The sequence below is a fragment of the Vibrio sp. S17_S38 genome, from assembly GCF_014694375.1.
Classification (GTDB): Bacteria; Pseudomonadota; Gammaproteobacteria; order Enterobacterales; family Vibrionaceae; genus Vibrio.
This window is the reverse complement of sequence record NZ_JAAUWW010000001.1, coordinates 165,362-187,187: the sequence shown is the minus strand read 5'-3', so window position 1 is coordinate 187,187 and position 21,826 is coordinate 165,362. Positions and strand designations below refer to the sequence as shown.

General features: G+C 40.8%; 20 protein-coding genes and 1 tRNA gene. 16 read left to right on the top strand and 5 right to left on the bottom strand.

Annotated features, from left to right (window positions below):
* Positions 1–142: 142 nt before the first annotated feature.
* The 5 genes from tsaB (at position 143) to rnd (ending at position 5,392) form a co-directional block, all read left to right on the top strand.
* Positions 143–859 carry a tRNA (adenosine(37)-N6)-threonylcarbamoyltransferase complex dimerization subunit type 1 TsaB gene (gene tsaB, locus HC725_RS00840; RefSeq protein WP_190329864.1) on the top strand — a complete coding sequence of 239 codons (717 nt, stop codon included), beginning with the start codon at positions 143–145 and terminating at the stop codon, positions 857–859.
* A gap of 38 nt (positions 860–897) precedes the next feature.
* A complete protein-coding gene (locus HC725_RS00835) occupies positions 898–1,452 on the top strand; it encodes a Slp family lipoprotein (protein ID WP_190329863.1) in 555 nt (184 codons plus the stop codon).
* 12 nt (positions 1,453–1,464) lie between these two features.
* Positions 1,465–2,388, top strand: a complete 924-nt coding sequence (locus tag HC725_RS00830; RefSeq protein ID WP_190330000.1) for an alpha/beta fold hydrolase — start codon at positions 1,465–1,467, stop codon at positions 2,386–2,388.
* Between the two features lie 111 nt (positions 2,389–2,499).
* Positions 2,500–4,191, top strand: a complete 1,692-nt coding sequence (fadD, locus tag HC725_RS00825; RefSeq protein WP_190329862.1) for a long-chain-fatty-acid--CoA ligase FadD — start codon at positions 2,500–2,502, stop codon at positions 4,189–4,191.
* An 82-nt stretch (positions 4,192–4,273) separates the two neighbouring features.
* Positions 4,274–5,392: a ribonuclease D gene (gene rnd, locus HC725_RS00820; RefSeq protein ID WP_190329861.1), complete on the top strand. Its 1,119-nt coding sequence runs from the start codon at positions 4,274–4,276 to the stop codon at positions 5,390–5,392.
* A gap of 131 nt (positions 5,393–5,523) precedes the next feature.
* Here the strand turns inward: rnd and minE are convergent, their stop codons facing one another.
* The 3 genes from minE to minC are packed head-to-tail and all read right to left on the bottom strand — an operon-like array spanning position 5,524 to position 7,276.
* Positions 5,524–5,784, bottom strand: a complete 261-nt coding sequence (gene minE / locus HC725_RS00815) for a cell division topological specificity factor MinE (protein WP_190329860.1) — start codon at positions 5,782–5,784, stop codon at positions 5,524–5,526.
* A 2-nt stretch (positions 5,785–5,786) separates the two neighbouring features.
* Positions 5,787–6,599: a septum site-determining protein MinD gene (gene minD / locus HC725_RS00810; protein WP_190329859.1), complete on the bottom strand. Its 813-nt coding sequence runs from the start codon at positions 6,597–6,599 to the stop codon at positions 5,787–5,789.
* Between the two features lie 11 nt (positions 6,600–6,610).
* The gene (gene minC, locus HC725_RS00805; protein WP_190329858.1) at positions 6,611–7,276 is read right to left on the bottom strand and encodes a septum site-determining protein MinC; all 666 of its coding nucleotides are present in this window, start codon (positions 7,274–7,276) and stop codon (positions 6,611–6,613) included.
* A gap of 251 nt (positions 7,277–7,527) precedes the next feature.
* Between minC and HC725_RS00800 the strand changes: the two genes are divergently transcribed.
* From HC725_RS00800 to HC725_RS00785, 4 genes are all read left to right on the top strand, one after another.
* A complete protein-coding gene (locus HC725_RS00800; protein WP_190329857.1) occupies positions 7,528–7,803 on the top strand; it encodes a YcgL domain-containing protein in 276 nt (91 codons plus the stop codon).
* Positions 7,804–7,838: 35 nt separating this feature from the next.
* Positions 7,839–8,819 (top strand): lytic murein transglycosylase, encoded by a 981-nt coding sequence (locus tag HC725_RS00795; RefSeq protein WP_190329856.1) that lies wholly within the window; start codon positions 7,839–7,841, stop codon positions 8,817–8,819.
* Positions 8,820–9,003: 184 nt separating this feature from the next.
* A complete protein-coding gene (locus HC725_RS00790; RefSeq protein ID WP_190329855.1) occupies positions 9,004–10,161 on the top strand; it encodes an efflux RND transporter periplasmic adaptor subunit in 1,158 nt (385 codons plus the stop codon).
* A gap of 12 nt (positions 10,162–10,173) precedes the next feature.
* The gene (locus tag HC725_RS00785; RefSeq protein WP_190329854.1) at positions 10,174–13,332 is read left to right on the top strand and encodes an efflux RND transporter permease subunit; all 3,159 of its coding nucleotides are present in this window, start codon (positions 10,174–10,176) and stop codon (positions 13,330–13,332) included.
* Between the two features lie 80 nt (positions 13,333–13,412).
* Here HC725_RS00785 and folD read toward each other — a convergent pair whose 3' ends face one another.
* Positions 13,413–14,270, bottom strand: coding sequence for a bifunctional methylenetetrahydrofolate dehydrogenase/methenyltetrahydrofolate cyclohydrolase FolD (folD, locus tag HC725_RS00780; protein WP_190329853.1), 858 nt, complete (start codon positions 14,268–14,270; stop codon positions 13,413–13,415).
* A gap of 220 nt (positions 14,271–14,490) precedes the next feature.
* Here folD and HC725_RS00775 point away from each other — a divergent pair.
* Both HC725_RS00775 and HC725_RS00770 read left to right on the top strand, forming a co-directional pair.
* Positions 14,491–14,567: transfer RNA gene (locus HC725_RS00775), tRNA-Arg, on the top strand.
* 146 nt (positions 14,568–14,713) lie between these two features.
* Positions 14,714–14,896 (top strand): hypothetical protein, encoded by a 183-nt coding sequence (locus tag HC725_RS00770; RefSeq protein ID WP_190329852.1) that lies wholly within the window; start codon positions 14,714–14,716, stop codon positions 14,894–14,896.
* Positions 14,897–14,911: 15 nt separating this feature from the next.
* Here the strand turns inward: HC725_RS00770 and pdxR are convergent, their stop codons facing one another.
* Complete coding sequence (gene pdxR, locus HC725_RS00765; protein WP_190329851.1) at positions 14,912–16,294, bottom strand: MocR-like pyridoxine biosynthesis transcription factor PdxR; 1,383 nt, start codon at positions 16,292–16,294, stop codon at positions 14,912–14,914.
* Between the two features lie 117 nt (positions 16,295–16,411).
* Here pdxR and HC725_RS00760 point away from each other — a divergent pair, with 117 nt between their 5' ends.
* The 5 genes from HC725_RS00760 (at position 16,412) to HC725_RS00740 (ending at position 21,688) form a co-directional block, all read left to right on the top strand.
* On the top strand, positions 16,412–17,029 hold the full coding sequence (locus tag HC725_RS00760) for an FMN-dependent NADH-azoreductase (RefSeq protein WP_190329850.1): 618 nt from the start codon (positions 16,412–16,414) through the stop codon (positions 17,027–17,029).
* An 87-nt stretch (positions 17,030–17,116) separates the two neighbouring features.
* Complete coding sequence (locus HC725_RS00755; RefSeq protein ID WP_190329849.1) at positions 17,117–18,181, top strand: TlpA family protein disulfide reductase; 1,065 nt, start codon at positions 17,117–17,119, stop codon at positions 18,179–18,181.
* A gap of 149 nt (positions 18,182–18,330) precedes the next feature.
* The gene (locus HC725_RS00750) at positions 18,331–20,412 is read left to right on the top strand and encodes a protein-disulfide reductase DsbD family protein (RefSeq protein ID WP_190329848.1); all 2,082 of its coding nucleotides are present in this window, start codon (positions 18,331–18,333) and stop codon (positions 20,410–20,412) included.
* Positions 20,413–20,563: 151 nt separating this feature from the next.
* Positions 20,564–21,094 carry a hypothetical protein gene (locus HC725_RS00745; RefSeq protein ID WP_190329847.1) on the top strand — a complete coding sequence of 177 codons (531 nt, stop codon included), beginning with the start codon at positions 20,564–20,566 and terminating at the stop codon, positions 21,092–21,094.
* Positions 21,095–21,106: 12 nt separating this feature from the next.
* Positions 21,107–21,688 carry a hypothetical protein gene (locus HC725_RS00740; protein ID WP_190329846.1) on the top strand — a complete coding sequence of 194 codons (582 nt, stop codon included), beginning with the start codon at positions 21,107–21,109 and terminating at the stop codon, positions 21,686–21,688.
* Positions 21,689–21,826 lie beyond the last annotated feature (138 nt).

Below are 21,826 nucleotides of genomic sequence, written 5' to 3'. Positions count from 1 at the left end.
ATGCCCATTATTGATTTGATACTCGCTGTTGGCTTTATGCTAACTATTAGTTTGATATTAAAAATAGTAACCATTTTCAATTTTCTAAAACAAATTATATTCCCAATATATGGGTGTAAAAATAAACAAGCTTGAGGCTGACATGAGCGCAAAAATTCTTGCCCTAGATACATCAACAGAAAATTGCTCTGTTGCATTAATGGTGAATGATCAACTTTATACTCGCAGTGAAATTGCTCCGCGAGATCACACCAAAAAGATTTTACCGATGGTGGATGAAGTTCTAAAAGAAGCAGATGTGAGCTTGCAAGATTTAGATGCGTTAGCGTTTGGACGTGGGCCGGGTAGTTTTACCGGTGTTCGCATTGGTATTGGTATTGCGCAAGGTTTATCGTTTGGGGCTGAGCTCCCTATGATTGGTATTTCGACGTTAGCGGCTATGGCTCAGGCGAGTTATCGTGTGCATAAATCTAAGCAGGTTGTGGCGGCTATTGATGCCCGCATGAGTGAGATTTACTGGGGACAATATCAACGTGAAGCAGATGGTCAATGGCGCGCAATAGCCATTGATAATGGGCAAGCAGAATGTGTGATCCCACCAAGTGAATTGTCATCACACCTCACCGTTACGGATGGGTGCTGGACACAAGCGGGTACAGGTTGGGCTGCGTATGAAGATGCGTTGAATTCTTTGCCGCTTACGCTGTCTCAAGGAGATGTATTTTATCCCGAAGCGCAAGATATTGCCTTTTTAGCACAGTTTGAATGGAGTAAAGGTAATACCGTTGACGCCGAACAGGCTAGCCCAACTTATTTACGAGATAAAGTGACTTGGAAAAAGTTGCCAGGTCGAGAATAGTTTATTTGAATGAATTGTGTAAACCGGCGGAGAAAGCAATGAAACGTATATTGATCCTGATTGGTTGTTTATTTTGGTTAACAGCTTGTTCTAGCTTGCCTGATGATCTGGCTTCGGCGAATCGTAATGCTGAGGTGATGGATAACTATCAGCAATGGGTCAATACCTCTCCGGATAGCGTTATTGACGTTCGCATGGGAGGCGTGATTTCTAAGGTCACAAACCTGAAAGATAAATCTCGCATTGAGATAGTTAATTTACCTATTTCATCGTCAGGTAGGCCGGATATTACTCAAGAGCCACAAGGCCGTTTTATTGCCTATGTTAAAGGCTTCGTTGAGCCTATGACGTACACAAAAGGTCGTTTAATTACGGTAGTGGGGGAAAGTCTGCAACCGGAAACGGCTAAAGTTGGGGAGTACGATTATACTTTTCCCGTAATGGAAGCCTATGGACAGCACTTGTGGACGATTGAGACGACGACTTATGTTGAAAATGATGTCATGACGGGCGGTTGTTTTCGAGGCGGATTCCGTTGCGGTGCTTTCGGATATGGTCCTTCTCGGACACAAGTGCTCCAACAGGTGAAATAACCCGTGGCACTAATGAAAGAAGTACAGTTTTATCTGCCAAACTCACTTTATTCGTCAGGTTCACTGCCCTCATCGAACCTACGGATTTCAGGTTTAGAAGCCGGTTCGATCAATGATGCGGATATTAGTGTTATTTTTATTCATGGCTGGCTGGATAATGCGGCCAGTTTTACTTCATTGGTCGCACAACTTCCCTTATTTATAACGGGTAGATCACTACATTTCCTTGCGATTGACTTACCTGGGCATGGATTGTCGCAACACAAATCATCGGACAGTTTTTATCCATTTCATGACTATATCTCCGATCTTCATCAATTATTACGTCAAATAGCAGCAAAAAACGTCATTTTGGTCGGTCATTCCCTTGGTGCTTTAATCGCAAGTTGTTATAGTGCCGCCTTTCCTGAAAATGTGGCCGCTTTGGTGCAAATTGAAGGTTTAGGACCAATATCAGAGCCTGCAGACAATAGTGTTGCTCGTTTGCGACAAGGTATTGTAAATCGTAAGCGTTTAGAAACTAAACCTCTACGTGGTTACGATTCTCGTGAGCAAGCTTTATTGCACCGCATGCATGCCAATCAATTGACAGCAGAACAATTAGGTCCATTGGTTGAGCGAGGCTGTGTATTTGACGGTAAGCGCTGGCAATGGCGTTATGATCCTAAATTACGTTGTGATTCTTTGTATCGTATGACGGAAGATCAAGCACTATGTTACTTACAAGCAGTGAGCTGTCCGAATTTATTGATAGTTGGTAAACAAGGTTATCCTTCTATTAAGCAAGCGCAACAGAGAATACAAAGTTTAGCCAAACTGCAATTAGCGGAGATCGCTGGTGGACATCATTGCCATCTAGAGCATCCACAAAAAACAGCTAGGCTTATTGAAATATTTATTGAACAACTTATATCTGAACAGTTTGAACTCGATTAGATTATAAACAAATATCTCAGCTCAAAATGTGACCTAAGTAAATGAGATTATTATCAGTAATGAGTACCATATCCTTGACGAGATATTATTAAAATAATAAAGGAAATCAACGTGGAAAAAGCGTGGCTAAAGCGTTACCCAGAAAACGTGCCTGAAACAATCGACCCTGACCATTATTCATCGTTGGTCGAAATGTTTGAGCAATCTGTTCATAAATTTGCAGATCAACCAGCGTTTATGAACATGGGCTCTACCATGACTTTTCGTAAGTTAGAAGAGCGTAGCCGCGCATTTGCTGCGTACTTACAAAATGATTTAAAGCTTAAAAAAGGCGATCGGGTTGCATTAATGATGCCGAACGTTTTGCAATATCCGATTGCGCTATTTGGTATTTTGCGTGCTGGCATGATCGCAGTGAATGTTAATCCGCTTTACACACCTCGTGAACTGGAACATCAACTTAATGATTCTGGTGCCAAAGCTATCGTGATCGTTTCAAACTTTGCCCATACGTTAGAAAAAGTGGTTGCTCGTACACCAATTAAGCATGTGATATTAACTAGTCTTGGACAAATGCTTCCTAAAGTGAAAGGGAAGATTGTTGATTTCGTCGTCAAATATGTCAAAGGCATGGTGCCTAAATACAATCTTCCGGGGGCACTTTCTTTCCGTAAGGCTTTATACCGTGGTCGCCGTCAACAATATATAAAACCTTTTATCGCAGGTGATGATATTGCATTTTTACAATATACCGGTGGTACAACAGGTGTCGCCAAAGGTGCGGTCTTAACGCACCGAAATATGATTGCCAACGTACTACAGGCCAAAGCGGCTTACGGTACGATATTACAGGCAGGGCGCGAAACTGTCGTGACGGCTTTGCCTTTGTATCATGTCTTTGCGTTAACCATTAATTGCCTACTATTTTTGGAAATGGGTGGTAGTAATTTAATGATCACTAATCCAAGGGATATTTCGACGTTTGTAAAAGAGCTACAAAAATACTCATTTACCGCCATTACAGGGGTGAACACATTATTTAATGCGCTGGTAAATAATGAAGATTTTAAAGAGTTGGATTTTAGTAAACTGCATTTATCGGTCGGTGGTGGCATGGCGGTGCAACGCACTGTCGCTGAAAAGTGGAATAAGATCACTAAGTGTTATTTGCTGGAAGGCTATGGCTTAACCGAGTGTTCACCTTTGGTTGCGGCTTATCCTTATGATTTGAATGAATACAATGGCTCTATTGGTTTGCCTATGCCATCGACCGACGTTCGAATTGTTGATGATGAAGGTAATGTATTAGGTTTTGATCAAACTGGTGAACTGCAAGTACGTGGCCCACAAGTGATGGATGGTTATTGGCAGCGTGAAGAAGCAACAAAAGAGGTGATCAGCCAAGATGGTTGGTTATCGACTGGAGATATTATTCGCTTTGATGAAGAAGGCTTCATGTATGTTGTAGATCGCAAAAAAGATATGATTTTAGTGTCTGGCTTTAATGTTTTTCCGAATGAAATTGAAGAAGTGGTTTCTATGCATGAGAAAGTGTTAGAAGTCGCAGCGATAGGACAACCGAGTGAAAACTCCGGTGAGGTTGTTAAGATTTATGTAGTCAAAAATGACAGCAGTTTAACCAAAGATGAATTAATCGCCCACTGTCGTGAACACTTGACAGGTTATAAAATGCCTAAAATTATTGAGTTTCGTGAAGAATTACCAAAGAGCAATGTGGGTAAGATCTTACGCCGTGAGTTGCGTGATGAAAACATGGCTAATCTATCAAAGAAAACCGCTTAATCAAGAGTCTGTGAGCGATGTTTTTACCATATTCAAGGTGCCAGTTTGATACTGGCATTTTTATTATATTGAAAGGAATTTTGTGAATTACCAAATAATCACAACAGCCTCAGCATTAGCTGACGTTTGTCAAAAAGCCCGTTTAGTTGATGTCGTTATGCTTGATACTGAATTTGTTCGTACTCGTACTTATCATCCTCAGCTTGGATTAATCCAATTGTACGATGGTGAGAATCTGGCGCTGATTGATCCTGTTGCCATTGATGATATGTCTGCTTTAGCTGAGTTGTTGTCTGATACTTCAGTCCTGAAAGTTTTACATGCTTGTGGTGAAGATCTGGAAGTGTTTCAGCACGCCTTTAATTGTATTCCTAAGCCAATGCTAGATACACAATTAATGGCGGCCTTTTTAGGCAATGGTCTTTCAACGGGTTTTGCTGCGTTAGTGAATGAATTCCTTGGTGTTGAGTTAGATAAAAGTGAATCTCGTACTGATTGGCTTGCACGCCCATTAACCGATAGGCAATTGGATTACGCCGCTGCTGATGTTTATTACTTATTACCACTGTATCAAAAACTCAAGCTTGCCGTTGAAGAGGCGGGTTGGAGTGAGGCGGTAATGCAAGAATCGACTGCTCTTGTGAAAAAACGTCTAAAATCTACAGAGTCAAGTAAGGCTTATCTTGATGTTAAAGGGGCTTGGATCTTAAATTCTGAACAGTTAGCGATTTTAAAGATCATGGCTAAGTGGCGTTTGGAAGAAGCGATGAAGCGTGATTTAGCGCTGAACTTCGTAGTCAAAGAAGCAAACATGCTTGAAATTTGCCGACAGGGAATGACCAGTTTAAGAGAAATGGATGAAGCAGGGTTTGATCAACGAGAAATTCGTCGTCATGGTAATACCCTGATCCATTTGGTCAAGCAAGGCCAAGCCATACCAAGTGACCAATGGCCACAAAAAATAACGCGCTTAATGGATAATCCGAGTTATAAACAATTATTCAAAGTATTAAAAGATGAAGTAAAAGCGGCATCGGAAGCTTCAGGGTTAGCGACTGAATTTTTGGCCTCGAAAAAGCAGCTTAATCAATTTATCACTTGGGTATGGAATCATGAAAGAAGTGCTGATAAACAACCAGAAGTAATGCTGACTTGGCGTAAATCAGTACTTGGTGAAAGACTTGATAAAAAAATGAAATAAATAAAATTCATATTGCTCTAGTTCTGTATACCATTCAAAAAAACGACATCATGATATTTCATAATGTCGGCTTTTTTGTTTTCATTAATAAAAGATTATCTCAATAATGAAAGGGTAAACCTTGTGTGCAGCTAGTCTTTCTCGGGCAGTTGAATATTTAATTCCAACACAGAAAGATCATCATCACCTTGCTCTAAAGTGACATTAACCATTTCAGGGTCAACATTCACATATTTACTGAGCACTTTTAAAATATCTTCTTTTAGCTGTGGTAAATAAGAAGGGCTGGTACTGCCTTGATTACGGCGTTCAGCCACAATAATTTGTAAACGTTCCTTGGCTAGGTTCGCGGTATCATTTTTCTTAGGACGGAAGAATTGTAATAGCGACATAGTTAACCTCCAAATAAACGTTTAAAGATGCCTTTTTTCTCTTCAGTTAAGAATCGAAACGGTTTTTCTTCACCCAATAAGCGATCAACGGTATCACTGTAAGCTAAGCCTGCATCAGATAGATCATCATGGATCACGGGTACACCTTTGTTTGAGGCATTCAAAACAGATGTGCTTTCAGGGATCACGCCTAATAAAGGAATATGAAGGATCTCTTCAACATCTTCGACACTTAACATTTCACCCGTATTGACTCGCGCAGGGTTATAACGAGTTAATAGTAGATGCTGTTTAACGGGCTCTAAGCCTTGTTCGGCGCGTAATGATTTTGAATCCAATAAACCTAAAATTCGATCTGAATCGCGTACAGAAGAAACCTCAGGATTGGTCGTGATGACAGCCTCATCTGCAAAGTATAGAGACATTAATGCACCTTGCTCTATACCTGCTGGCGAATCACAAATGATGTAGTCAAAGCCCATGTCGTGTAGCTCTGTCAAAACTCGTTTTACGCCCGTATGGGTTAATGCATCTTTATCACGAGTTTGTGAGGCTGGAAGAATAAACAAATTGTCGCAGCGTTTATCTTTAATCAGAGCTTGATTTAATGTTGCTTCACCGTTGATAACATTAACAAAGTCATACACAACACGGCGTTCACAGCCCATGATTAAATCTAAATTACGTAGGCCAATATCAAAATCAATAACGGCTGTTTTTTTACCTCGTAAGGCAAGGCCGGTGGCAATAGCGGCGCTAGAGGTAGTTTTTCCTACACCGCCTTTGCCTGACGTAACGACAATAGTACGTGCCATTTTATTTCCTTTTAAATGCTGAGAATGTCAAATTGCAAACGTGTGTCTTGCAATGTAAGTAAGATTTTCTTTTGCCAATATTGAGTATCAATCTGATCCATGAGCTGATAGTTTCCGGCAATGGAGACCAGCTCAGCCTGTAAGTCTTGGCAAATGATGCTTGCTTGCTTTTGTCCGCTAGCGCCTGCAATGGCTCGACCTCGACAAGTTCCATGTATATGAATGCTGCCATCGGCAATGACTTCGGCTCCGGCACTGACATGGTTTAAAATCACCAAATCCCCATCTTTTGCATACACTTGTTGCCCTGATCGGATAGGCGTTCGTATCACTTTCGTTGGTGCCATCTCAGCGGGTGCTTGATAAGGTGTTTTACTTGTCGACATCGCGGCAAAACCAGCATCGGTTACATGGTTCTTTATTACGCTGTCTTTTGATCCTGTAACACCGACTGGTATCATACCAGATTGAATAATACCTTGATGTAGTGCTTTGAAATCAATATCAATTTGAGTCGTATTTTCAATATTAACAACTAATGGTGCGTGAGTGAAAAAAGCCGGTGCTTGAGCCACTTTGTTGTGCAAAAATTGCAGACAACTTTCTACGTTATCTTCAGTCAGTTGTAAGACAGAAAGTGCAAAGCTACTGCCTTTTAAATCGGGTTTTAAAGCCATGTCAGTTAATACTCTGGTTGTTGAATAAAATAGTGAAATACCAAACTGGCCAGTACCAGTGTAGTTCTATCTCAAATGACACGATTTACTAGTGTTAATTGTAAGTCCGTTATTGTTATAGTCTATCTAAATTCAAACTGAGTTAAGTGCTTGTCAAATGCGACAATAATGAGCAAAAAGTCTGAAAAAACCAAGTGAAACTCGAATAATTAGGAGCAAGTGCCTAGTTAAACATCAATTAAGGATAAGTTATGTTGTGCTCTGTTTATAAAAGTGGAAAAAAGGAAGGCATGTACCTTTATATTTCCAAAAAAGATGATTTTTCAAAAGTGCCAGAAGTATTGATGCAAATGTTTGGTAAGCCGAGTTTTGTTATGGTTATGAAGATGGAAGGGCGCAAACTCGCGACGGTTGATATAGAAAAAGTGAAACAATCACTACAAGACGATGGCTTTTTCTTACAACTCCCGCCACCGCCTATTAATTTATTAGAAGAATATAAAGCAAATAAAAAAAATCAGTCATAACGATGAATTCAATTGAGCACGGTAAGGAAGTAGTCATGAAAAAAACATCAGTCAGCATTGCCACATTGTTATTAGGTTGCAGTGTGAGCTTGCCATCCTTTGCGACAGAGGAAGATGATTTTCAAGCGTATGTTCAAACATTAAAGCAAGAAGCTTCTCAAGCCGGAATTACTCAACCGACGATTGATTCAGCATTTAAAAACGTTAGCTTTAAACCTAAAGCGGTTACTGCAGATAACAATCAACCAGAAAAAAAGCTGACTTTAGATGAATACATACCAAGAGCCGTACCAGATTGGAAAATTAAACAAGCGAAAGATCTTTATCATCAACATTTTGATGATTTGCAACGTATAGGTAAGCAATACGGCGTACAACCTAGATTTATTGTGGCCCTATGGGGAGTGGAAAGTAACTTTGGTCGATTTACTGGGGGCTATAATGTTATTGATGCTCTTACGACCTTAGCGTTTGATGGGCGAAGAGAAGCCTTTTTTAAAAAGCAAACGATGGCAGCCTTGACCATTATTGATGAAGGGCATATTAGCGCAGAAAACATGAAAGGTTCATGGGCTGGGGCAATGGGGCAATGCCAATTTATGCCAACGTCATTTTTGTCTTTCGCTCAAGATGGTGATGGTGATGGTAAAAAAGACATCTGGACAACCAAAGCGGATGTATTTGCTTCTGCCGCTAATTATTTAAAGCAAGAAGGTTGGGATGATACCTATACTTGGGGGCGTCAAATTCATGTACCTGAAGGTATAGATGAAAACTTACAAGGACGGGATGAAGATAAAGGCAAGTTATTACAACAATGGAGCAAGTTAGGTATTACTAATCTAGATGGTTCACCACTGCCTAAATTAGATCAAGATATTAAAGCTTGGCTGATTATGCCTGATGATGAAGCAGGTCGTAGTTACTTGGTTTATAACAACTATAACGTGTTGATGAAGTGGAATCGGTCGTATTACTTTGCTATCGCGGTAAGCACTTTAGCCGATAGCATTTAGCACGAGGAGTTAATTTATCTTGATGGACTGAAATCTTTTTCAGTTCTCATCGTAAATTAATGTAAACAATGTGTCTTTGGATTTCAATTGTTCCGGCTTAGGTATATTCTGCCCAAAGTCTAAATAGTTACTTACAATTTATGGGTGTTTTTTAACCGATATTTTTTCAATTTGAGAATCAATTATGCTCGCCAAACGATTATATGTGGGATCTGTGTCTACCTTGCTAGTACTTACCTTAGCTGGTTGTGATGCTAAAAATGAGCCAGCAGCAAAACAAGTTGCACCTCAAGCAACACAGGTTCAAGTCATCACCATTGCAAAAAAACCGACCACAATTTTTACTGAACTACCGGGTCGTATAGTATCGACTCGTGTTGCAGAAGTTCGGCCTCAGGTAACCGGTATTCTACAAAAGCGTCTATTTGAAGAAGGGCAATTGGTCCATCAAGGCGATGTGCTATATCAAATTGATCCTTCTCCGTATCAAGCGGATGTTAACAGTGCCAAAGCGGCATTCCTTAAAGCTCAAGCGGATGAATCAGTAACTAAGAAAACGGCAATGCGTTATAAGGATCTTGTCAAACGTAAGCTTATTAGCCAAGAAGACTATGACACCGCTGATGGCAACTGGAAGCAAGCTAAAGCACAATCTGCGGTTGCACAAGCGGCATTAGATAATGCCAATATCTCTCTTTCTTATGCTCAAGTAAAAGCGCCTATTACTGGTCGTATTGATATTTCTACGGTGACGGAAGGCGCATTAGTGACCTCTAATCAAGAAACTGCATTAACTAGCATTGAGCCTCTTGATCCTATTTATGTCGATATGACGCAATCTTCTCTTTCGATGGCGAAAATTAAAAAGAGCTTGGGCAGCAATACGAACCCAAGTGTTGCGATTAAATTAGAAGATGGCAGCCAATACGCTCAAAAAGGAACATTAACCTTTTCGGGTACTAAAGTGGATAAATCGACAGGCAGCGTCACCTTACGAGCAAAGATTCCTAATGCTGAAACGATTTTATTACCAGGTATGTTTGTCAGAGCACAAATTATTACCGCAGATAAAAAACCAATGTATACCTTGCCGCAATCATTAATTGTATTTGCGAAAGATGGTACCGCCTCGGTACTGGTTGTGGAAAAAAATAAAGTGGCAGTTCGCCCTGTAACGATTGGTCAAACAGTGCATGGAACTGACTGGGTAATTACCTCAGGGTTAAATGATGGGGATAAAGTCATTGAAAATAACTTACTTCGAATCCGGCCTGGGATGGAAGTGAGTGTTGTTACTGCTAAGGCTGATCCAGCCGCTTCATCAAATTCTGCAAAAAAATAGGTAGCGAAAATTATGGTTAATTTCTTTATTGATCGCCCTATATTTGCTTGGGTTATCGCGATCCTGGTTATGCTGGGTGGTGTCCTTGCCGTACTGGGTTTACCGGTTCAACAATATCCAACGATTGCGCCACCTGCGGTGCAAATACAAGCAAACTATCCGGGTGCGTCGGCACAAACGGCAGAAAACTCAGTTACACAAGTGATTGAACAAAATATGACAGGCCTAGATAACTTGTTGTATATGTCATCTTCAAGTAGCTCATCGGGTTCTATCACGGTGACACTGACATTTGCGTTGGGTACTGACCCTGATATAGCGCAAGTTCAAGTACAAAACCAGCTGCAACAAGCGACAAGCCAAATGCCAGCTGAAGTACAGAAACAAGGCTTGAGTGTGCGTAAATCATCCTCAAGTTTCATGTCTGTGATCGCCTTTATTTCAAAAGATGGCAGCATGTCGACCAGTGATATTCAAGACTACGTGAATTCACACATTTCGGATCCTTTGAGTCGTTTAAATGGTGTGGGTGATGTTCAAGTATTTGGTTCTCAGTATGCGATGCGTATCTGGCTTGACCCTGCTAAATTGACCAGTTACCAACTTACTCCGACGGATGTTTATAGTGCAATTGAAGCACAGAATACAGAGGTAACCGTTGGTCAAATTGGTGGTGCTCCGGCTGTTAAAGGTCAGCTTATCAATGCCACCATTACTGCACAAAACCGATTAGAAAATGTGGGTCAGTTTGAAAATATTCTATTAAAAGTAGGTTCAGATGGCTCCCAAGTTCGTGTTAAAGACGTGGCTCGCGTTGAGTTAAATGGTGAGAATATGAGTATTCTTCCTCGTTTTAACGGCCAAGGTGCATCAGGTATTGGTATCAAATTGGCGACAGGTGCCAATGCGATGGATACTCAAAAATTAGTCGATCAAAAATTGTCTGAACTGGCGAAAAATATGCCAGCAGGTTTAGAAACAGTTAAAGCAATGGATACTATTCCATTTGTTAAGCTCTCCATTGAAGAAGTGATTCATACTTTAATAGAAGCCATCGTATTGGTTTTCTTGGTTATGTATTTGTTCTTGCAAAATATACGAGCTACTTTGATCCCAACTATCGCTGTACCTGTTGTACTGCTAGGGGCTTTTGGTGTTATGGCCGCAATGGGCTTTAGCGTAAATACCTTAACCATGTTCGGGATGGTGCTTGCTATTGGTTTGCTAGTGGATGATGCCATCGTTGTGGTAGAAAACGTTGAACGGGTAATGGCAGAAGAAAATCTGCCACCGAAAGAAGCTACTAAAAAAGCCATGAGTGAAATATCCGGTGCATTGGTCGGCGTGGCAATGGTGCTGTCTGCAGTATTTATTCCAATGGCATTTATGAGTGGCTCTACGGGGGCGATTTACCGCCAGTTTTCATTAACGATTGTTGCCTCAATGGTGCTTTCTGTACTTGTGGCGATGATCTTTACACCTGCGTTATGTGCCACCATGTTAAAGCCGTCTCATGGTGAGAAAACAACCGGTTTCTTTGGTTGGTTTAACCGTAAATTTAACAGCACAAGCCATAGTTATACTTCTGGTGTCGGCAAAATGCTGAAGCGTCCTAAGCGTTTATTTATCGTATACCTTATTTTACTCCCATTAATTGGTTGGATGTTTACCTCGATCCCTGCCAGTTTTTTACCGGATGAAGACCAAGGTAACTTCATGGTAATGGCCCAGCTTCCCGCGGGGGCAACATTAGAGCGTACAGAAAAAGTAATGGCTGATATTCGCCAATATTTTGAAAAAAATGAAAAAGATAATGTAGAAACTTTTTTCCAAGTATCTGGCTATAGTTTTGTTGGTCAGGCTCAAAACGCTGGTATGGGATTTATAGGCTTAAAAGATTGGTCTGAGCGTAAAAACCCGGATCAAGATGTTAATGCCATTATTGGCCGTGCAATGAAACATTTTGCAGGAAATAAAGATGGCGTTATTTTTGCGGTTAACCCTCCATCAATTCGTGAATTGGGACAAGCAACGGGTTTTGATTTTTACTTAGAAGATCAAGCAGGGCTCGGCCATGAAAAACTGATGGAAGCGCGTAATCAACTATTGCAAAAAGTGGCTCAAAGTCCGGTATTACAAAAAGTTCGTCCGAATGGATTGGAAGATACTGCTCAGTACTATATTGATCTTGATTATGAAAAAGCCAAAGCATTAGACGTGAGTATTGGTGATATTAACCAAACACTTTCTATCGCATGGGGCTCTGCTTATGTGAATGACTTTATTGATAAAGGCCGTGTTAAGCGTGTTTATATGCAAGCCGATGCACCATATCGTATGTCTCCAGATAACCTTAACGACTGGTATGTACGCAATGGTAAAGGTGACATGGTGCCATTTAACGCATTCAGTCATTCTCATTGGGGTAAAAGCTCACCAAACTTACAACGCTATAATGGTAACTCAGCGGTTGAAATTTTAGGTGAAGCCGCGCCCGGTTATAGTACCGGTGATGCAATGGATGCTATTGAAGATATCGCTAAAACGTTACCTGCAGGTGTTGCAGTAAGTTGGACTGGTATGTCTTACCAAGAGCGTATGTCTGGTTCACAAGCCCCGATGTTATATGCTATTTCAATGATCGTTGTGTTCTTGAGTCTTGCCGCTTTATATGAAAGTTGGTCGGTTCCAGTTGCGGTTATGCTCGTCGTGCCATTAGGGATATTGGGGGCGTTAGCAGCCACAATGATGCGTGGTTTGGAAAATGATGTTTACCTACAAGTTGGTCTGTTAACTACTATCGGTCTATCAGCCAAAAATGCCATCTTGATTGTTGAATTCGCCAAAGATCTCTACGATAAAGGGATGGGATTGATGGAGGCGACATTGGAAGCATGTCGTTTACGTTTACGTCCAATCTTAATGACATCTTTTGCCTTTATTCTTGGTGTAATGCCATTAGCGCTTAGTTCTGGTGCTGGTGCAAACTCACGTCATGCCATTGGCACAGCGGTTATCGGTGGTATGTTCAGTGCGACGTTCTTAGCTATTTTCTTTGTCCCACTGTTTTATATGGCGGTGATGAAGACTTTTGGTAGTAAAAGGGCTGAACCAATAACTGAACAAGAAAAATCGACAGACTCTCTAATAGATAAACCATCTGAGTCGTAAATATAATTGCTTTAAATAGTTGCAATAAAAAAGGCTTGTCGATATCGACAAGCCTTTTAGTTTTTGGTTTCAGTTGAGGGTTAATGTTGTGAGAATTTTTCGCAAGCCAACATCGTATTTTCAATCAAGCTTGCAACAGTCATTGGCCCAACACCACCAGGAACAGGAGTAATATGACTTGCTTTCAATTTGGCAACATCATATTCAACATCACCAATTAACTTACCGTCATCCATGCGATTAATGCCAACATCGATCACAATCGCACCTTCTTTAATCCAAGCGCCTGGAATGAAGTTAGGTTTCCCTACGGCCACAACTAAAAGATCCGCTTGGCGAACATGACTTTCAAGATCTTTTGTAAAACGGTGGCAAGTGGTTGTAGTGCAACCTGCAAGTAATAATTCAAGCGTCATTGGTCGGCCTACTATATTGGATGCACCTACAACAACAGCATGTTTGCCGTGAGTTTCAATATTATAACGTTCGAGTAGGGTAATAATTCCTTTAGGAGTACATGAACGTAGCTTAGGCATACGTTGGCATAAACGGCCTACATTGTATGGATGGAAACCATCGACATCTTTTTCTGGCGAGATGAACTCTAAAATCTTGGTACTATCGATACCCGCAGGCAGAGGAAGCTGAACAAGGATGCCATCGATTGCCGGATCATTATTTAATTGTTCAACGATTTCGAGTATTTCAGTTTCGGTAGTCGTTGCTGGTAAATCGAAAGATTTAGAAATAAATCCTACCTCTTCACAGGCTCGGCGTTTACTACCAACATAAACTTGTGAAGCTGGATCGCTTCCGACCAACACAACGGCTAAACCCGGTGCACGTAAACCGGCTTCTAAACGAGCTTGAACCCGCGCTTTTACTTCTGTACGGACCGTTTGTGAGATTAACTTTCCATCGATAATTTGAGCAGTCATGAGATTCCTTATTATCTTCAACACCAGCTGCAGCTGACAACGCGCGTATTGTCGCAAAAAATGTGATGAACATCTATAGCGCAAACGTTTGCGGTGGTGCGTTATTTTCATATTATTAAGTAATCAAATAACTTCAGTGTTTCTTTTTTCAGCATTTAGACTTAGGAATAAGACAAAGCCTTGACCTGTCACTCTTAACTCGTATAATTCCCCACACAAAGCGCCCTTAGCTCAGCTGGATAGAGCACGTCCCTTCTAAGGATGTGGTCAGAGGTTCGAATCCTCTAGGGCGTACCAAATAAAGAAAACCTGATAGCTCTTTGAGTTATCAGGTTTTTTTGTTTTATGCATTGCGATTCGTAACGTATCTCACTGATTTATCTATACATGCTCGATAGTTAGGCGGCAGCACTATTCGAGTTTTAGCTAGCCTTTCTCATTTCATGACCTATAAAGATATTGCTGATAGCGGATTAATCCCCATTATGCTGCCATTTATTCAAGCGAAAAGTCGTGCGATTAATGATATTTATTATCGTAATAAGCAACAATCACGGTGTATGGCGTGCTCCTTAGGTTTTATTCAAGAGAAGTTACGTGAAAGAGATTTTGTGGTGATGAAGTAAACGTGGCGTCTGTAATCAAGTAATTATATCTTTTAATCGATACGCTAATTCTCGGCATTCGTCCTCGGTTTTAATATTGGTAAAACTGAGAATCAAGCTAGGATGAACAGGGCGTGATGACCATTGTGATAAACCTTGCGAAAATAATCCGGCTTTCATCATGATTGTTGATAAAGCTACGTCATCAATAGTGGGGTCGTTTAGCTTTACGATCATGTGCATTCCTCCGGGTTGTGGCTCAATGGATACACTCTCACCTAATACTTGATTAAAGACTTTAGCGGCCAGTTCTCGGCGTTCTCGATACAGCTTTCTCATTCTTTGGATATGTCGAGAAAGGTGACCTTCTTGCATAAAAGCCAGAACAGAGCTTTGAATTACAGCAGATACATTGCCTGCATAAAGCTCAGAGCAGTGTTCAAAATCAGCGACTTTACTTGTTGGAACCACGATATATGCCATTCTTAAACTTGGAAACATCACTTTGCTAAAGGTGCCGGAATAAATAACGCGATCTTGAGTATCTAAGCTTTTTAATGCGGGTAAAGGAAGCCCTGTATGGCGATATTCACCATCGTAATCATCTTCAATAATCCAACTCTGGTGCGTGTTCGCCCAGTCTAATAATGCTTGTCGGCGCTGAAGAGATAAAGAAACACACATTGGGCTTTGATGGGCGGGAGTAACGATCACCGCTTCTGCTTGTAAATTTTTGGAGATATTGATGCCATCTTTATCTACCGAGATTGGAATTGCTTTGAATTGATGGTTGTTTAAGATTTGCCGTGTAAGTGGGTAGCCTGGATCTTCGATGCCAACATTAGCCTGCTCACTTAGCAACACCTTAGTGATCCAATTGATTGAATTAACGTATCCTGAAGTGATAAATACTTGGGTAGGTTGGCATTGAACGCCGCGTGAAAGCTGGAGGTATTGAGCAATGGCTACTCTTAATTGAGGAAGTCCATAAACAGAAGGATAAGCAAGGTCGTCTATGCCGATATGCCTAGAGCATCTTGCCGCCATTCTAGACCATATTTGGCGAGGGAATTCATCTAAAGCTGGAATGCCTAATTGGAATGGTAGGACTTTCTCCGTTTCTATCTCAGGATTAAGCCCGGGTTGGCGAGAATTGACTTTAGTTTTTTGAACGTGTGAAAGATCTAGCAATTTGGTGCTAACAACAGTACCAGCTTGGGCTTTCGATTCAAGATAACCCTCGGCCTTGAGTAGCGTGTAGCCTTCTTCCACTGTGCCGCGTGCTATACCCATTTCTTTAGCTAAGCTTCGAGCCGAAGGAATGCGTTCTCCCGGCTTTAAGATACCTTGTAAAATAGCAGCATGAATACGCTGATACACTTGCTTATAAGCAGGAACTTTAGCAGTCGATTTTTCCATTCTCAACATGGCCTATAAAAATAGTTAATTTATGGCTCTTATTGTAAGCCATAACTCTTTGTATCATGACAAACTTAACGGCTAAATTTATATTTTATTTACAGTTAGAGAGACATAATGAAGGTTTTGTTGATAAACAGTAGCCCGCAGCAGCGTGAGTCTTCAACTTATCGCCTAGCACAAGTCATACTTAATAAATTATCTGCTAATGCAGGAATGAATGTGGTTGATGTGTCTTTAGAAGAGGTGGATGCAACAATGCTGCCTCATATTGATAATACTTATGCGGCCGCATTATGTGCACCTCACATTGAACATGATGAAAATGTGGGAAGTTTAGCCATATCAAATCGATTAATTGCATCACTGGAGTCTGCGGATATGGTGATTATTACTTCCCCCATGCACAATTATTCTTTGCCTTCAGGGTTAAAAAGTTGGGTTGATCATGTGGTTCGCGCTGGAAAAACCTTTGCAATAACTGCAGAAGGAAAGCAGGCGTTATTAACCGATAAGCCTGTTTATATTTTTGTTTCAGCAGGTGGTGTTTTTTCAGGTAAAGACGCTTATCAACCGGATTTTTTTACGCCTTATCTGAAAGAAGTATTATCCACTATAGGATTAACCAGCCTTCAATTTATCACTATTGAAGGGACGGCAGGCGAGCATGATGTTGTGCAGAAAAAAATCGACAATATTCAGCGTCAAGTGAATGACTATTTACTTGCGCTATAAATACCATTTACCGTCTTTCGTCTGATTCGCACTCATCACAAAGGCGTTATATTTACATGCTTTATCTTAAAAAATAGGAAGCTCATTATGAGATCACGTTTTATTGGTTTAACGAAAGTGCCACTTATTGCGCTTTTATGCTTATTTTCTTTAGCGCAATATGCACATGCTGAAGATGATTATTCTGCCGATGGTGAGCGTCGTGCCAAATCGGCTGGTGAGTCATTAGTGGGCACTCCAGCGCCACAAATGAAAATCACCACCATTGATGGCAAAACGATCGATCTTGCTCAAGTGTATGGGAAAAAACCGGTTTATATTAAATTTTGGGCAACGTGGTGTGTGCCATGTCGTGAACAAATGCCGGGCTTTGAAGAGATCTATAAAAAATATGGCGATAAAGTACAAGTGATCGCAGTAAATACCGGCATTAGCGATAATCTTGCATCAGTCACTGCGTTTCGTAAAAAAATGGGCCTTACCATGCCAATTACGATTGATGATGGCAAGTTAGCGCGCGCATTTCATCTACGTGTGACACCGCAACATTTATTGGTTGATAAAAATGGCAAGTTTGCCTATTTCGGTCATATGGATGATAAAGAGTTCCATCAAGCATTGGATAAAGTAGTCGCAGAAAAATCCAATGGTAAGCCGTTAAATAACCCAACGTTTGTGCCAAAAGATTCGGGTTATAAAGTGGGTGATACAGTGCCAGATTTGGCCTTCTCTACTATTGATAAAAAAAACGTAGATTTTAAATTCAACGCGCCTAATAGTAAAAAAGTTGGCGTCGTATTTTTTGGTCCTTGGTGTGAATGGTATCTAGAAGACACGGAGCCAAAAACATCGAAAGCCTGTACTCAAGTACGTGAGCTATTAGAGACAAAATCGAAAGCTTCAAGCATTGAATGGATAACGGTTTCAACCAACTTATGGTCATCGATTGCTGATCTACAAGATTACCGTAAGAGCTACGGTACTACGTTGCCTATCGTATTTGATAACGATGGTGAGTTATTCAAACAATTTGGTGTCAATCAAGTGCCAACCATTACGCTGATTGAGCCAAATGGTAAAGTGAGCCTGAAATCCTCGATTCAAGATGATGATTTCCAAGCAACGTTAGAGACAATTTCAAAGCTTAAATAAATAGTTATTATTTGAATTTTTGCTTGAAGCCCTGTTTTAGTGAAGCTGCTTTTTGATGAAGTATGGTGTATGGCGTACTTTTCTTCAAAAGACAGCTTCATTTATTTAGAAGAATAATTTAGTAATCGAGATAAGACATGATGAGAAGTATGAAACGTTTTGTTCAATTAGTGTTGTTTAGCGCTGGCTTGATATGCGCATCACAAGCGCTCGCTAACCAACAAGGTAATAACCCTAGTCTTATCTCGATTTCTATTCAATCGGAATCCAATCAACCAGCGGCCGGGAGTACGGAACCACTCGCGATCACCATGATCCCAAAAGAAGGTTGGCATGGTTACTGGAAAAATCCCGGAGATGCCGGTTTCCCAACCAGCTTTAATTGGACGCTGCCAAAAGGCGTAAGCATTGGAGAGATTCAATATCCGGCGCCAAGTCAGTTGGTGACCAGTGATATTATGAATTACATTTATCACGGCGAATATGCCTTATTGGCCACTTTAGTGGTTGATAAAAGTGTTCCACAAGGCTCGAAATTACCGATTAAACTGGGTATTAGTTATTTAGTTTGTAACCCACAAACCTGTTTGCCTGAACAACAAACAATTGAAAAAACACTCACCGTGGGTGATGGAAAAGTCACTCCAGAAAGCCAAAAGATTTTTAACCAATGGCGTCAAAAATTGCCAAAGCCCTTGGATGCAAAAGGTCAGTTTTCAGTTGAAGATGACAAATTTACCTTATCTTTACCGTTACCAAGTTCCATCCAAATTAGCAAAGCTCATGTCTATCCTCTCATTAACAATACGATTGTGAATAATACTAAACAAGCGTTAGCTCATAATGGCGATGTGTTAACGATGCAGACTCAAGTGGGCGAAGAAAAGAGTGACGTATTCAACGGTGTTCTGGTTTTAGATAATGGTATCTCACTATCTTTTGAGGCGAGTAAAACGCAACATATCGCTTTTACACCGAGCCAGCATTCTGATGATAGTAATGTTTCTCGTGAGCAAGGTTCTAATAGCAGTACATGGTTGATTGGCTTGGCGGCCTTGTTAGGGGCAATTGTTGGAGGCTTACTGCTTAATATTATGCCGTGTGTTTTTCCGATTCTAAGTTTGAAAATTTTAAGCCTTTCTCATCAAGGATCTGAAAAGCAAGCTAAAGTAGGTTCAGTTGCTTATACCTTAGGTGCGGTGCTGGTATGTGTCATATTAGGTGGCGTGATTTTAGGTTTGCGCTCACTTGGTCACCAAGTTGGTTGGGCATTCCAATTGCAAAGCCCTGCAGTTATTGCAGGATTGATCGTTTTAATGAGCGCAATAGGTTTTAACTTAGCCGGTTTGTTTGAAATCGGGACATTAACCTCAGGCTCTCGCTTACAAGACCAAAAAGGTCCAATGGGTGATTTTTGGACGGGCGTTTTAGCGGCATTCATTGCCACGCCTTGCACTGGGCCCTTTATGGCAACTGCATTAGGCGCCGCCTTAGTTCTTCCTATTGGAATTGCCTTCATTATCTTTGCGGGCCTAGGTTTTGGGATGGCACTGCCATTTTTATTAGTGGGCTTTATTCCTGCGCTGCGGACTCGTTTGCCAAAGCCGGGCGCATGGATGATCACCGCCAGACGTATTTTGTCTCTGCCTATGTTTGTTACCGTGTTGGGATTGGTATGGATTTTAATGCGACAAGCTAATAATGATTTTGTGTTGCTGGTGTTAGCGGCCACTATGTTGTCTACTTTTGGCTTATGGCTGACGGGATTATGGCAACATTCACAACATAAAGGAAAATGGTGGCCTGCATTATTGCTGACTTTGATGCCATTTTTGGCTGTAGTTTATGGCGTACCAAGTGCGTTATCTACTTCATCAATATCGCAAAAAACTGATTTAACGACCGTTGTTTTTAATCAAGAGAAGCTAAATGAATTGCGATCTCAGGGCGATGTATTTGTGTATTTCACTGCCGATTGGTGCTTAACCTGTAAAGTGAATGAGAAAACATCGATTGATCGTGAAGAGGTGCAAGCAGCATTGAAGCAAAACAATGTCGTGACCATGGTGGGCGATTGGACCAATGGTGATAGTGAGATCACGGCATTTTTATCACAACAGGGTCGTTCGGGGGTGCCACTTTATCTATGGTATAAAAAAGGGGTTGATGAACCGATTGTGTTGCCGCAAATTTTGTCACCGTCGATTTTAATGGCGAATATAAATCATTAATCGAATCAAGCTTTAATCCAGTAAAACTCACGTTTCGAAATACTATGTTGTCGTGAGCAATTTAAGCTTCTACTATATTCAAACTAATTGAGTTGAGTTTTATTAGGTTTAAAACTCAATCTCAACTTATTTTGAAGGCAAGGATGGAACAATGGCTCGATTAGGTATGGCTATACAGGCGATTTTAGCGGCTTCAATTTTCTATTTGGGGTATACCATTTATTCTTTTACCTCAACCATATCTTCGGTTGTTGATACTTATCCTCAAGTAGCGAGTGATCTCAATGAAACAGCCGATAAACTGCAAATCGATCAATGGCTGTTGGTCGCTCAAAAATTTGAAGAACTCACACCAAGGGCATTAACAGTAGCAGAGAAAATGCAAGTGACCGCCAAAGATATTAATAAGACCGTTGCATCGGTGGACAAAAAAATCCCAAGCATTCTTGATGAGGTTAAAGCGGTACGTAGTGATACGATTCCTGCGGTATTAAAAGAAACGTCCAGTATCCGAAAAGAAATGCCACCCATGTTAGCTCAAGTAAATCAAATTTTAGATAAAAGCGGTGAGTTATCAAAGCAAGCAGCTCAAGGCGCAGTTAAAGGTGTTATTTTGTCACCGATTAATTTGATAAAAGATGCAGGTAAAGGCATTAAATCGACGGTAACCGATTCTGAGTAAGGAGTGGTGAGCATGTTTTTGAATCGAATTTTTTCGAGGTTAAATTTTAACTGGCGTCGTGCGAGCTTGGTCTGGTTGCTCACTTTGATAATGATTGGCTGCTCAAGTGGATCTTCAAACACATCTGAATATTCTTATACTAATGGGTGGTGGTACGACGATTATTGGTTTTATCAAGATCATGTTTATCCTAACTGTTGTCATACTGATGCTGAGCTTAAAGACGCCGTTAATAGCTGGTGGCACACGCTTGATCCGGATAAACAGGCGGAAATAAAAGAGAAAGTTGAAGGTTGGAAAGAGGGTGATGGTGGGCCTGATATCTCAGCATTCAAACAAGACTTGAATAACAAATATCAATCGTTACCCGCCGATAAACAACAAGCCTTATCAACTAAACGCGATCAAGTACGTGAACAAATGTCGGGTAAAACTTTAACTACCGATCAAAAACAAGCGGTGCGCACTAAATGGCAAAGTAAAGAGCGTCCAACCCTGAAACGTTCAAATATTTCACGCCCAATACAACCACCAACACGTCCTGTGACTCGCCCCGTTAGTGGATTCGGTGGTGGAGGTCGCTTACATCGTTAACGTTACAAATTTAAGATCTGACTGTATTTAATTTTTTCTCATATAGTGATGGCCTCCGCATAGTTTCATCTCTTTATTTCCTTTTCGAATGATAATCACATCCATTCTTTTATGATGCGCTATTGTTTCTATCAAGAG